We start from the raw sequence: 13186 nt of genomic DNA, 5'->3' as shown, positions 1-13186 counted from the left end.
AGAATGTTCCCCCGCGAATTCGCTCATAGTGGCCCGGGGATCGGCAAAGTTGGCGACGGCTGTATCAGGCCGCGCGCCCGGAACCTCTATTAGTCGTCAGGTCCGACCACGACAGACGACGACAACGGAGTCCCGATGCCCAAGCCGATCCCCCTGCCCCGGCTCGTGTCCGTCCCCTCGGCGGAGCCTCCGTACGACGATGAGCCGGAGGTCAGGGGCGCCACGCCCAGAACGTACGGCTCGCTCGCCCTGGCCCGGGATCCCGGCGAGAACGGCACGGCGGCCCCCAGGGGATCGATCATCATCGCGCCCCCCGGGTCGCTCCCCGACGAGCGGCGGCTGCGCGGCCTGGGCCAGGCGGTGGCCGAGATCCTCTGCGGACGCCGGCCACCGGAGACCGTCCAGGACCGGCTGTCCGAGCGGGCCTACCGGGAGCTGATCCGGGCCGGAAGGATGATCGAGACCCAGCGTCCGCCGCTGGTCGGCCTCCCCCACGTCCAGCAGCCGCGCGCGGGCGTGGTCGAGATGTGCCTGCTGGTCCACTGCGGCACGCGCAGCCGCGTGCTCGCCCTGCGCCTCGAACGGTACGGCGTGCAGTGGCTGGTCACCGAGTTCGAGACGGCATAGGGCGCATGTGAGAGGGCAGCCGCGCTCGGCCCGCTCCCACACACCCCGCCCGGACTCGTGAGCACGGCCCCGAGCCGACAGCTGGACGCCTCGCAGAGGCCGAAACTTCGCCGGTCACAGGAGCACGCGCTCCAGGCCGGCACTGGACGGCCGCGTGCCGAGACGGGAAACCCCCGCCGGGCAGCTCCCGGCGGGGGTTTCATCACCGTCACTTGTCACGCGTCGGCGTTGCGGGGGTCGCCGTGGCAGCGCTTGTACTTCTTGCCCGAGCCACACGGGCAGGGGGCGTTGCGCTCGACGTTGCCGTAGGCCGCCCGCTGCTCCGGAGTGGACCGGACCCGGCTGACCTCGACGTCGCCGCTCTCGCCCGGCGCGGTGTAGACCATCTCGGTCGGCCTGGCCGGCTGGCGCAGCGCCCGGGCGATGATCGAGCCGGTCTCCGCGACCGCCGCGTCGACCTCGGCGTTCTCCTCCACGATCGGGTTGGCCTGCACCTCGACCTCGAGGTTGAACAGGTAGCCGACCGACTCCTCCTTGATGCCGTCGAGCATCGCGGAGAACATCTCGAAGCCCTCGCGCTGGTACTCGATCAGCGGGTCCTTCTGGGCATAGGCGCGCATGCCGATGCCCTCCTGGAGGTAGTCCATCTCGTAGAGGTGCTCACGCCACTTGCGGTCGAGCACCGAGAGGATGACCCGGCGCTCCAGCTCGCGCATGGCCTCGGAGCCGAGCTCCTCCTCGCGCTGGTCATAGGCGCGGAGCGCGTCCTCCTTGATCTTCTCGCCGAGCAACTGGGCGGACAGGTCCTCCTTGTCCCCGCCGACCTCCTCGACCAGCTGGTCCACCGTCAGCGAGATCGGGTAGAGCTGGCCGAACGCCTTCCACAGCTTGTCGAGGTCCCACTCCTCGGCGAAGCCCTCCGCCGTCGCCGCCTTGACGTAGTCGTCGATGACGTCGGTGACGAAGCCGCGGACCTGCTCGTGCAGGTCGGCGCCCTCCAGCACGCGCAGGCGCTCGCCGTAGATGACCTTGCGCTGCCGGTTCATGACCTCGTCGTACTTGAGGACGTTCTTCCGGATCTCGAAGTTCTGCTGCTCGACCTGGTGCTGCGCGGAGGCGATGGCCTTCGACACGATGCCGGACTCGATCGGCACGTCGTCCGGGATGTTGAGCCGCGTCATGATCGTCTCGACCCTGGCCGAGTTGAACAGCCGCATCAGGTCGTCCTCGAGGGACAGGTAGAACCGGGACTCGCCGGGGTCGCCCTGACGGCCGGAACGGCCGCGCAGCTGGTTGTCGATGCGGCGGGATTCGTGCCGCTCGGTGCCCAGCACGTACAGACCGCCGAGCTCGACGACCTCCTCGTGCTCGGCCTTGACGGCCTCCTTGGCCTTCTCCAGGGCCTCGGGCCAGGCCTTCTCGTACTCCTCCGGCGTCTCGGAGGGGGACAGGCCGCGCTGCTGCAGCTCCAGGTCGGCCCGGAACTCGGGGTTGCCGCCGAGCATGATGTCGGTGCCTCGGCCGGCCATGTTGGTCGCGACCGTCACGGCGTGCTTGCGGCCCGCCTCGGCGATGATCGCGGCCTCGCGGGCGTGGTTCTTGGCGTTCAGCACCTCGTGGGGCACACCCTGGCGCTTGAGCATCCGGGAGAGCTTCTCGGACTTCTCGACGCTCGTGGTGCCGACCAGGACCGGCTGGCCCTTCTCGTAGCGCTCCTTGATGTCGTCGACGCACGCCTGGAACTTGGCGTCCTCGGTCTTGTAGACCACGTCCGCCTGGTCCCTGCGGATCATCGGACGGTTGGTCGGGATCGGGACGACGCCGAGCTTGTAGGTCTGGTGGAACTCGTTCGCCTCGGTGGCGGCCGTACCGGTCATGCCGGCGAGCTTCTCGTAGAGGCGGAAGTAGTTCTGCAGGGTGATGGTGGCGAGAGTCTGGTTCTCGTCCTTGACCTTCACGCCTTCCTTGGCCTCGATGGCCTGGTGCATGCCCTCGTTGTAGCGGCGGCCGTGCAGCACACGCCCGGTGAACTCGTCGACGATCAGGACCTCGCCGTCGACGACGATGTAGTCCTTGTCCTTCTTGAACAGCTCCTTGGCCTTGAGGGCGTTGTTCAGGAACTGCACCAGGTGGGTGTGCTCCGGCTTGTAGAGGTTGTCGACGCCCAGCCAGTCCTCGACGCGCTCGACGCCGGCCTCGAGGATGCCGACCGTGCGCTTCTTCTCGTCCACGACGTAGTCGCCGGTGCTCTCCTCGCCGTCCTTGCCCTCGACGCCGCGCCGGAGCCGGGGCACGATCTTGGCGAACTCGGCGTACCACTTGCCGGACTGCTCGCCGGGGCCGGAGATGATCAGCGGGGTGCGGGCCTCGTCGATGAGGATGGAGTCGACCTCGTCGACGACGGCGAAGTTGTGGCCGCGCTGGACGCACTCCTCCATGGACCACGCCATGTTGTCACGCAGGTAGTCGAAGCCGAACTCGTTGTTCGTGCCGTAGGTGATGTCCGCGTTGTACTGCTTCCGGCGCTCCTCGGGCGGCATGTTGGCCAGGATCACGCCGACCTCGAGACCGAGGAAGCGGTGAACGCGGCCCATCGTGTCGGCGTCGCGCTTGGCCAGGTAGTCGTTGACCGTGACGACGTGGACGCCCCTGCCCGAGATGGCGTTGAGGTAGGCCGGCAGCGTACAGGTGAGCGTCTTGCCCTCACCGGTGCGCATCTCCGAGATGTTGCCCATGTGGAGGTTGGCGCCGCCCATGATCTGCACGTCGAAGTGACGCTGCCCGAGGACCCGGCGGGCGGCCTCCCGAACGGTCGCGAACGCCTCCGGCATCAGGTCGTCGAGGGACTCCCCGTCGGCATGACGCTGCTTGTACTCGGCCGTGAGCGCGCGAAGCTCGGAGTCGGACAGGCTCTTGAAGTCCTCTTCGACGGAGTTGACCTGCTCGGCGATGCGCTTGAGCTTACGCAGAGTCTTGCCTTCGCCGGCGCGAAGGATCTTGTCGAGAATGGCTGCCACTTTTGTAAAGCTCCTCGCAGGTCTACCCCGGCGGATCCACCGGGGTGTGAGGACGAGACATACTTCCCCGTTGCCATCGTAGGCCGTTCCATCACCAGACACAGCCACCGGCAATCGGCCGGAGCGGCGCGTCCCCGAGCGCGTGCTAATCGCCTTGCTTATAACGGGAAATGGCCGCTTGAGGTTCCCCCGATGTACGGACCACCTGGCCCATCAGGTAGAAAACGGGGTATGGCACAGAGCGCACACCAAGGCAGCCACGGAGGAAGCGCCAAATCCTGGCTGGCTGTCACCACCATCCTGATCGGCTTCGTCGTCGGAGGCGTGGCCCTGACGGCCGGCCCCAACTGGTTCGTCTTCTGGGTGGGCGCCGGGATCTGCGCCGTCGGCGGGATCCTCGCCCTCGCCTTCGACATCTTCTCGGACGTGATCGTGGACGCCCCCCGCGAGATCCCCGCGATGGAGCACCACTCGCCGTTCGAGCACCACCACGTCCTCAGGCGGTCCTGAGCGCCGGAGAGCCCTCCGCGCACCGTCGTAGAGGTTTTCGGTCGAAGGGGTTTGTCGGTCACGCCGTCTAGCATCTCTGGCTGTGACCGACCACCTGACCGACCATCTGAGCGACCCCCTGAGCGACCCCCTGAGCGACACGGCCAACCCGGTCAACCCGACCGGCCTGACCGATCTCACCGCCGACGAGGCCCGCCGGATCGTGCTGCGGGCTCAGGGCTTTCTCGGGTCCGGCGCGCGGAGTGGCGGCGTGCCGGCCATGCTCCGGCGCGTGGGCGCCGTGCAACTCGACACCATCTCCGTGCTCGCGCGCTCCCACGAGCTGGTCGCCTACGCCAGGCTCGGGCAGGTCGGCAGGGCCACGGTGGAGCGGGCCTACTGGCACAACCCGCCCGTGGCGTTCGAGTACTGGTGTCACGCCGCCTGCATCCTTCCCCTGGAGCACTGGCCCCTGTACGGCTTCCGCCGCCGGGCCTACCGGGACCGCAGGTTCCGCTGGCACGAGGTGCCGCCCACGGTGGACAAGGTCCTGGAGCACGTGCGGGCGGACGGCCCGCTCACCACCGCCGACATCGGGGGCAGCAAGAATGGCGGGCCCTGGTGGGACTGGTCCGACTCGAAGATCGCGATCGAGTTCCTGCTCGACATCGGCGAGGTCGTCTGCACCCGCCGGGTCGGCTGGCGGCGCGTCTACGACCTGGCCGAACGGGTCGTCCCCCCGGAGCTTCTCGCCGAGGACCTGTCCGACGCCGAGGGCGTGGCGGGCCTGACCCGGATCGCCGGCCGGTCTCTCGGCGTGGCGACCAGGGCCGACCTGGTCGACTTCACCCGCGTGAAGGGTAAGCAGGCCGCCCTGCTCGACGACGCCCTCCTGAGTGGGGCCGCCGGACTCGTGCCGGTCCACGTCTCCGGCTGGCCCTTACCGCGCGCACGGCGGGGCGTGACCGCCTCCGGAACGCCGAACGCCTGGGCAGACCCCGCGGCGCTGGAGACCGAGCCCCGCGGCCGCCACCGCACGACGCTGCTGTCACCCTTCGACTCACTCATCTGGGAGCGCGCCCGGACGGAGCGGATCTTCGGCCTGAGCCACCGCCTGGAGGCGTACGTGCCGAAGGACAAGCGGATCCACGGCTACTTCGCGATGCCGGTGCTCGCCGGCGGCAGGATCATCGGCCGGGTCGATCCGGCTCGGGAGGGCACCACCCTGGTCGCCCGCCAGGTCGGTTTCGAGCCGGGCGGCAGCCGTACGAGCGCCGTCCACGGCATGCGGGACGCGCTGTGGGAGGCCGCGAGCTGGGTCGGCTGCACCGATGTCCGCGTCGAGCGCGTGACGGCACCCGACGGGGCACCGGGCCTGGAGTCGGCGCTCCGCGCCGCACTGGCCGGACGGTGAGCCCCCGCCGCTCTCCGGAGAACCCCTAGGTGATCTCCAGCAGGCGTTCCCGTACGGCGTAGACCACGGCCTCCATGCGGGAGTGCAACTGGAGCTTCTCCAGGATGTTGCGGACGTGGTTCTTCACCGTGTTCTCGGAGATGAACAGGTCCTTGGCGATCTCGCGGTTGTTCATCCCCTTGGCGACGAGACGGAGGACCTCCATCTCGCGCTCGGTCAGCCGCGGAACGGGCAGCTGCGGCGGCCGTTCGGCCTCCTTGCGGCTCATGTTCGCGAACTCGTTGATCAGCTTGGCCGCCATCGCGGGGTTGATGAGGGACTGGCCCTCGTGGACGCCGCGGACGGCGTCGGGGACCTCGTCGATCTGGACGTCCTTGAGCAGGTATCCCGTGGCACCGGCCTTGATCGCCTCGAAGAGGTCCTCCTCCTCGTCGCTGACCGTCAGCATGATGATCCGGGTGCTCGGGACCGACTCCTTGATGCTCCGGGTCGCCTCGATTCCGTCCTGCCTCGGCATCCGTACGTCCATCAGGACCACGTCCGGCAGGAGACGATCGGCGAGGCCGACCGCTTCCTGACCGTCGCTGGCCTCACCTACCACCTCGATGTCCGGCTCCGCGGCCAGTGCCAGCTCCAGGCTGCGGCGGATCAGCGCATGATCGTCAACGATCAGCACGCGGATCGGCTCGCAGCGACCAGATGCTCGGGCCGCTTCGTCGGGTCGGGTCACGGAACCTCCTTGCGGGGGCCAAGGACGCTGGATCGCCATCATTACACGGTTCCGGGGTGGAAGAGGATCTTCGTCGCAACGGAACGCGCGGACCCGTGGTTTAGCCACGGGTCGCGCGCCACGAGAACGGCTGAGGACGGTCCGGCGAACGAGTGCCCGTCAGGGCGCGGATCCGGATGAACGCGTCGCGAGGCGGAGGAAGAGGCCGGAGCGGAACCTCCGGCCGGCGAACGCGGATGGAGCACCCGCATAGCGGGGCGCTCTCCGGACCGCGCCCGGCAGGGCGTCATCAGCCGGACGCGAACGAGTGGCTAGCTCTCGACCAGTCTCAGAAGGCCGTAGTGGTAGCCGCGCCGCCGGTAGACGACGCAGGGCTGCCCGCCTTCCTTGTCACGGAACAGGTAGAAGTCGTGGCCCACAAGCTCCATCTCGAGGAGGGCCTGATCAATCGTCATAGGGTCGGCCGGGTGGAACTTCTCGCGGACGACGAGCGGCCCGTCGCCGTCCATCTCGATCGGAACGATGGACGACTCCGCGTACTCGTTCCGCTCTTCGGTGATCTCGATCTCGATCGCGGGGACCGGCTCGGGCTCGGGCGCCCACTGGGGCTCCACGGCCACCTGGCTGTCGCCGGTCACGGCGGTGAGCTCGGCGACCGACGGAGGGCAGTTCTTCCCGTGATGGATCTTGCGCCGGTCGCTGAGCCGCCGGAGGCGCTCCTCCAGCTTGCCGAGCGCGATGTCCAGTGCGGAGAACCGGTCGTCCGCCGACGCCTCCGCCCTGATCGCGGGCCCGCGCGAGTGGATGGTCAGCTCCACCCGTTCCCGCTGGCCGCTCAGCCGGTGGTTGGGTTCCTTGGAGACCTCCACATCCACTCGGATGAGCTTGTTGTCCAGTCGTTCGATTCTGGCCAGCTTGGTAGCCACATGATCACGGAATCGGTCACTCACTCCGGTGTGCCGTCCCTTGACGATGATGTCCACGCAAAGCCCCCCCTTCGCATCTCGACTGTGGTGCACGGCGCTTGGAAGCACCCGTCCGGCCGACCTGGTCTTCGTCCCCACATCCGCCTGCTGAGGGGTTCGCGGCTCACTTGCCACTACTGCCCTTCTCCTCTGGCGGGGGACATCTGGACCCCCGGGAGGGCAGGACTTACCTCTAAGCCGCACCGTGATCGGTCGACCAAGAGTCGCCTTACGTGGGCCGTTTCGCCTGCGGCTGGCATCGGCTAGCCAGACCGATCCCCTGTCGGGGGGCGGTCCGGCGCAACCACGGACCCGAACGGGTGCCATGTCTGAACGCTAGTCCTTGGCGGACCGAATGTCAGCCAGGAGATCGATGAAACGATCACTTTGCGTGACGTTCGAGTGAGATTCCGGTCGGCCCGGAAGGGGGCCCGCCATTGCGAATTCCCCCGGAGCCGGGGGTTCTCGTCTCCTGTGAACAGGGCGTTCGCCGCGACGTCGGCACAGACATGTGTCCTGCCGGTCAGGTCGGGATTTGGGCCCATCTTTACTCTGCGTCATGGTCCGGAATTTGACCATTCCCGGCGTGTCGCGGCTTGTGCCGCCGGTTTCCTGGTCGCCGCTTTTCTCCGTGTAGCGGCCACGGTGACCGCGAAGGGCACCTGCGCGCCGGCGGCGCGCAGCACCCGGGCCGCCTCCGCCAGCGTGGCGCCCGTGGTGACGACGTCGTCGACCAGCACGACGGCCGCTGGACGGCCCTGAGGAGGACGGCGCAGCCCCGGACGGCCGCTTCCGACCTGGAAGGCGCCGGACAGGTTGGCGGCACGCTGAGTGGAGCTGAGCCCCGCCTGGTCGGCCACCCGCCTCGCCTGCCGGAGGGCCGGGAGAAGGGAAACCCGCATGCCCCGCTCGCGCAGTCTCCCGGCGGCCGCCGCCGCGACCACCCGGACGTGATCGTGGCCGCGCCTCCGTGAGGCCACACGGGCGCTCGGCACGGGGACGAGCGCGACGGGACCGGCCCACCCGTCGAGAGCCGCGGCCGCCACCCCCGCCAGGCAGTCCCCCAGGAGAGGCGCGAGAGCCGTACGGCCGCGCTCCTTGTAGGCGAGGATCATGCGGCGGGCCGCGCCGTCGTAGCCGGTCGCCGACCAGCATTCCGGCAGGCCCGGTGGCGGTGGATCGGGCGGGCGCGGAGCCGGATCCCACATGAGCTCCGCCGTACAGGAGGAACAGGCCACGGACCCCGGCTCGCCGCATCCGGCGCAGCTCGGCGGAAGGATCAGATCGAGAAGCGCCCCCAGCACGTGCCCACCATGCCAGCCCCCACCGACAGAACAGCCGCCGCCGAAGCGTCCCGAGCAGAGCGGGCTGAAGCGACGGGGCGCGAGGGCGCAGCCGAAGCCGCGCCGGGGGCCTGCGTGGCGGCGGCCGGGCTCGGGAGGGGTCAGCCGAGAGGGTAGACGGGGGTGGTGGCGCCGTCCTTTTCCAGCGCCGTCCAGGCCCTCTTCTCGACGCTGTAGGTCCGCACCTCGCCGTCGCCGTCGGCGAGGACGTGGTCGGGCGCGCCGACGATCGAGTCGATCTTGGTCTGCGGGTCCAGCCTGATGACCGTGTCGGCCGCCATGCCCTCCATGACGGACCACTTGGCCAGCTGCTGGCCGCCCTTGCCCTTGGAGAGGACAAGCAGCTCGGCGGAGTTCTGCCAGGCGATGTCCACGATGTCCTGCCCGCTGTCGGGCCCGACGAGCGTCTGGACGTTGTCGATCCTCGCCTGCTGGCCGACCCTGACGATGGTGCCGATCTTGACCTCGGCGCCGAGGCCGCTGTCCGTCTTCATCGCGATCCGGGCGCCGTCACGGGACACCCGCAGGGCGATGATGCGGCCCGTCGCGAGATCCGCCGGGATGATGACGCGACGCGCCTGGCCTTCGTACGCCTGCCACACTCGCGTCTCGTTGTCCGCCCGCTCGGCGGACCAGACGTAGCGGTAGCGGTCCCATGAGGGCGGTGTGAGGCCCTTGCCGGCGATCCAGCGCTGCCACTGGCTGCCGCCGGCCATGTCCGCGACGTACACGCCGTTGCCGTTGACCAGCGCCGCGACCCTGGCCGGGAACTCGCCCGACACCGCCGGGAAGGAGAACTTCGTGGCCTGCTCACCCGCCGCGCCGAGGACCAGGTCGCCTCCGCCGTTGTCCTTCACCCAGTGGAACTTGCCGCCCTGCATGTAGTACGCCTGCGGCTTGGCGGGCAGCACATCCGGGTCGAACTGGGCGTAGTCCGTCGGCTTGAACCGCAGCCCGGACCCTCGGAACGGCTCCCCGTTGACCCGGATCTCGATGGTCCTGCCCGTCACCAGATCCCGCAGGGTCCAGGCGAGCTGCGCCTCCATCGCGTCGATCCGGTCAGAGGAGACGGACTCCACGGCGGGGGAGAAATCCACGACGACGGTGTCGCCCTCGACGGTGATCTGGTTGAGCTCGGTGCCGCTCGGGAACGCGCTGCTCACCGCGTCTCTGATCGACCTGGTCGGGCCGCCGAGCAGCCTCCGGACGCGCGTCTCCGGGACCCCCGAGCTGGGATCGATCGGCACCCACACCCGGTCGGCCACGAGCCCGGTGACGCGGGTGGCCGGAGGGTAGTAGAGGTCGATCTTCCGGTAGGCCCGCTTGAGATCGTCGGCCGACAACAGCCGCGCGTTGGGCGGCGAGAGGATCCGCCACTGGGTTTCGACCTTGACCAGTGTGAATGTCTGGACCACCTCGCCGGACGTGGGCATGTAGCGGCCCTCCGGGTCGATGGTGGCGACCGCGTTGCCCTTGAGCGTCACGGTGGCGTCCCGGTCCTTGGGGTCCGGGGCGGCCTTCTCCGACACCTTTCCCTCGTAGATCCTCGTCTCCTCCCCCGGGTTCCACTTCTGGGCCGAGTCGGGGGTGAGGTACAGCCGGGCGATCGCGAGGCTGGAGTCGTCGAAGCTCGCCATCGCGGACTGGAAGCCCTTGACGATGTCCGACGGCGAGGCGTCTTTCTTGGGCCGCTCGGCGATCATGCGGACATACGGCTGGCTGAGCGTGTCCCGGCTGTTGTCCTCCTCGGCGGCCCGGGGGCTGCCGCTCGTGGGCACGATGGCGCACCCGCCGGAGACCAGGGTCAGGGCGACACCCACGACGACGGCCCTGTTAGTCCACATTGAAGCCGCCCGGGTCCGTGCTTTCCTGCGACCTCATGCCGATGTCCGAGGCCGCGTGGTCCTGCAGTCTCACGCCGACTTCGGAGACCGCGACGGCCACCGGCGAGAGGGCCGGAGTGACGTGGGTCCGCCAGGTGCGGCGCATCTCGACCTCCGGCGGCACCAGCGGCAGCGGCGATCCCTTCAGGTCGGAGCCCGCGACCCGGGGCAGTGACAGGCGGAACTGGGTGCCCTCTCCGGGCAGGCCCCAGGCCTGCAGCCAGCCGCCGTGCAGGATGGCGTCCTCGCGCGAGATGGCCAGGCCGAGGCCGGTGCCGCCGATCGTCCGCGCCCGCGAGGGGTCCGCCCGCCAGAAGCGATCGAAGACCAGGTTCTCCTCGCCGGGCTTCAGCCCGACCCCATGGTCCCGTACGGCTACCGCGACCGCGTCACGGTCGGCCCCGAGCGTGACGACGATGTCCCGGCCCTCGCCGTGCTCGATGGCGTTGAACAGCAGGTTGCGCAGGATGCGCTCGACCCGGCGGCTGTCCACCTCGGCCATGCACGGCTCGCTGGGCAGGCGGAGCTCGAACCGGGTGGCCTGCCGTTCGGCCAGTGCCTCGGAGTCGCCGACCGCGCGCAGGACGACGTCGCGCATGTCGACGGACTCGACGTCCAGAGTCGCCGCCCCGGCGTCGTACCGGCTGATCTCCAGCAGGTCGGCGAGCATCGACTCGAACCGCTCAAGCTGGTTCTGCATGAGCTCGGCCGACCGGGCGGCGGGGGCATCGAAGTCCTCCCGGCTCTCGTACAGCAGGTCGGCGGCCATCCGGACGGTCGTCAGCGGCGTACGCAGCTCGTGGGAGACGTCGGAGACGAACTGCCGCTGGACCTGTGACAGCTCCTCAAGCTGGTGGATCTTCACGGCCAGGTTGGACGCCATCTCGTTGAACGACGTGGCGAGCCGGGCGAGGTCGTCCTCACCGCGGACCCTGAGCCGCTCCTCGAGCCGCCCGGCCGCCAGCCGTTCCGCGGCCTGCCGTGCCAGCCGTACGGGAGTGACCACCTGCCGGGTGACCAGGTAGGCGATGGCTGCGAGCAGCAGCACCAGGGCGACGCCGACCCCGATCAGCATGCGCTGGACGGCGTAGAGGGTCCTCTCCTCCTCGCCCAGGGGAAAGAGGTGGTAGATCTCGTAGCTGCCGTTCACCCGGGCGCCGACGACGATTCCCGCCTCGGGCCGCTTCTTCCCCAGATACCTCAGCGTGCATGGCTGCTTCCAGAGCTTGCCCTCCTCGTCGCTCGCCTGGACTTTGGCCCGCAGCCTGTCGGGGACGCTCCCGTAGTCGAGGTTCCCCGAAGCCCGCCCGGCGCCGACGCCCGCGTCGTTGAAGATGACCACGTCGTAGCGGCCCCCGGCCCTGGTGACCAGCGCGTTCGCCGCCTCCTCGACCGGGTTTCCGGTCTGGCCGCCCGAGCCGTTGTCCTGCGACGGGTCGCCCGCCTCGACCAACGGCGGGGCCAGATAGCCGCTCGCGGTCGCGATGTTGGCCCGAGACTCCTGGAGCGCGGCCAGCTCGCTTCCCTTGAGCACCGAGGTGACGATCGACTGCATCAGGAAGACGCCCAGCACCGCGACCACGGCCATCGACAGCACCAGAGTGCTCGTGACGACCCGGAGCTGGAGTGAGCGCCGCCAGACTCGCCGCACGGTGCCCACGCCGCGCCGGGCGCGCCTGCGGACGCCGCGCGCGATCTGGCGCGGTGTCCTGCGGCGCGGCCTCGTCTTCGCGGGGGCGGGCATCGTCGTGCCGGGAGGCTAGGCGGGACCGGCCTTGTAGCCCACGCCGCGGACCGTCACCACGATCTCGGGGTGCTCGGGGTCCTTCTCGATCTTGGCGCGGAGCCGCTGGACGTGCACGTTCACGAGACGGGTGTCGGCCGCGTGCCGGTAGCCCCACACCTGCTCCAGGAGGACCTCGCGGGTGAACACCTGGCGCGGCTTGCGGGCCAGGGCGACCAGCAGGTCGAACTCCAGCGGCGTGAGGTTGATGGTCTCCTCGCCGCGCTTGACGCTGTGGCCGGCGACATCGATCGTGATGTCGCCGATCTGGAGGATCTCGGGGGTCGGCTCGTCGGTGCGGCGGAGCCGCGCGCGGACGCGGGCGACCAGTTCCTTGGGCTTGAACGGCTTGACGATGTAGTCGTCGGCGCCGGACTCCAGGCCGAGCACCACGTCGATCGTGTCGCTCTTCGCCGTCAGCATGACGATGGGGACCCCGGACTCTGCCCGGATGCGGCGGCACACGTCGATGCCGTCGGCGCCGGGAAGCATGAGGTCGAGAAGAACCAGGTCCGGCCGGGTGTCCCGGAACGCGTCGAGCGCCTTGTCGCCATCGGACACGAAAGACGGCTCAAAACCCTCCCCGCGCAACACGATGCCGAGCATCTCGGCGAGAGCGGCGTCGTCGTCGACGACCAGCACGCGTCCTTTCATGGCCCCTCATTCGTTCTACGCGTTTGGGAGATTTGGGCGTTTATCACGGGTTCATCCGAAGGTTACCGGTGGCCACCACTTAGGTGATACACGACCATGACAAAGGATGCAGTTTAGGCGCGCTGGGGGGAACGCGCGATGTCCTGACCAGATACGGCCACTGGACAGAGCATCCCATGGTGATGTCACGGTCCAAGTCTGCGCTCAGACGCGGCCTTCCGGCCATCCCTCACTGCTTTCTGATCACGGCCTGAGCGCGACGTTTGCAGTGTTCGTGGCCA

At 69.2% G+C, this 13186-nt stretch carries 10 protein-coding genes; 3 read left to right on the top strand and 7 right to left on the bottom strand.

Annotated features, from left to right (window positions below; all coding sequences use genetic code 11):
* Positions 1–135 precede the first annotated feature (135 nt).
* Positions 136–627 (top strand): Rv3235 family protein, encoded by a 492-nt coding sequence (locus tag N5079_RS01355; protein WP_261581398.1) that lies wholly within the window; start codon positions 136–138, stop codon positions 625–627.
* Positions 628–842: 215 nt separating this feature from the next.
* On the opposite strand, the gene secA is transcribed toward N5079_RS01355, so the two are convergent.
* Positions 843–3644 carry a preprotein translocase subunit SecA gene (gene secA / locus N5079_RS01350; RefSeq protein ID WP_261581397.1) on the bottom strand — a complete coding sequence of 934 codons (2802 nt, stop codon included), beginning with the start codon at positions 3642–3644 and terminating at the stop codon, positions 843–845.
* Positions 3645–3875: 231 nt separating this feature from the next.
* On the opposite strand from secA, the gene N5079_RS01345 reads away from it, so the two are divergent.
* Together N5079_RS01345 and N5079_RS01340 are read left to right on the top strand one after the other, a co-directional pair.
* A complete protein-coding gene (locus N5079_RS01345; protein WP_261581396.1) occupies positions 3876–4154 on the top strand; it encodes an HGxxPAAW family protein in 279 nt (92 codons plus the stop codon).
* Positions 4155–4236: 82 nt separating this feature from the next.
* Entirely contained in the window at positions 4237–5547 is a 1311-nt protein-coding gene (locus tag N5079_RS01340) for a winged helix-turn-helix domain-containing protein (protein WP_261581395.1), read from the top strand.
* 25 nt (positions 5548–5572) lie between these two features.
* Here the strand turns inward: N5079_RS01340 and N5079_RS01335 are convergent, their stop codons facing one another.
* The 6 genes from N5079_RS01335 to mtrA form a co-directional block, all read right to left on the bottom strand.
* Positions 5573–6277 carry a response regulator gene (locus N5079_RS01335; protein ID WP_261581394.1) on the bottom strand — a complete coding sequence of 235 codons (705 nt, stop codon included), beginning with the start codon at positions 6275–6277 and terminating at the stop codon, positions 5573–5575.
* A 311-nt stretch (positions 6278–6588) separates the two neighbouring features.
* Complete coding sequence (gene hpf, locus N5079_RS01330; protein WP_261581393.1) at positions 6589–7260, bottom strand: ribosome hibernation-promoting factor, HPF/YfiA family; 672 nt, start codon at positions 7258–7260, stop codon at positions 6589–6591.
* Positions 7261–7799: 539 nt separating this feature from the next.
* The gene (locus N5079_RS01325; RefSeq protein ID WP_261581392.1) at positions 7800–8546 is read right to left on the bottom strand and encodes a ComF family protein; all 747 of its coding nucleotides are present in this window, start codon (positions 8544–8546) and stop codon (positions 7800–7802) included.
* 140 nt (positions 8547–8686) lie between these two features.
* On the bottom strand, positions 8687–10429 hold the full coding sequence (locus N5079_RS01320) for an LpqB family beta-propeller domain-containing protein (RefSeq protein WP_261581391.1): 1743 nt from the start codon (positions 10427–10429) through the stop codon (positions 8687–8689).
* Positions 10419–12212, bottom strand: coding sequence for an MtrAB system histidine kinase MtrB (mtrB, locus tag N5079_RS01315; protein ID WP_261581390.1), 1794 nt, complete (start codon positions 12210–12212; stop codon positions 10419–10421). Before mtrB ends, N5079_RS01320 begins: the two co-directional genes overlap by 11 nt.
* 15 nt (positions 12213–12227) lie before the next feature.
* Positions 12228–12905 (bottom strand): MtrAB system response regulator MtrA, encoded by a 678-nt coding sequence (mtrA, locus tag N5079_RS01310; RefSeq protein WP_030509347.1) that lies wholly within the window; start codon positions 12903–12905, stop codon positions 12228–12230.
* Between the last annotated feature and the right edge of the window lie 281 nt (positions 12906–13186).

Origin of the sequence: Planotetraspora sp. A-T 1434 (genome assembly GCF_025420585.1) — a bacterium.
Classification (GTDB): domain Bacteria; phylum Actinomycetota; class Actinomycetes; order Streptosporangiales; family Streptosporangiaceae; genus JAOEGB01.
Note: the sequence above shows the minus strand (reverse complement) of the source record. Positions and strands in the feature narration are given on the sequence as shown.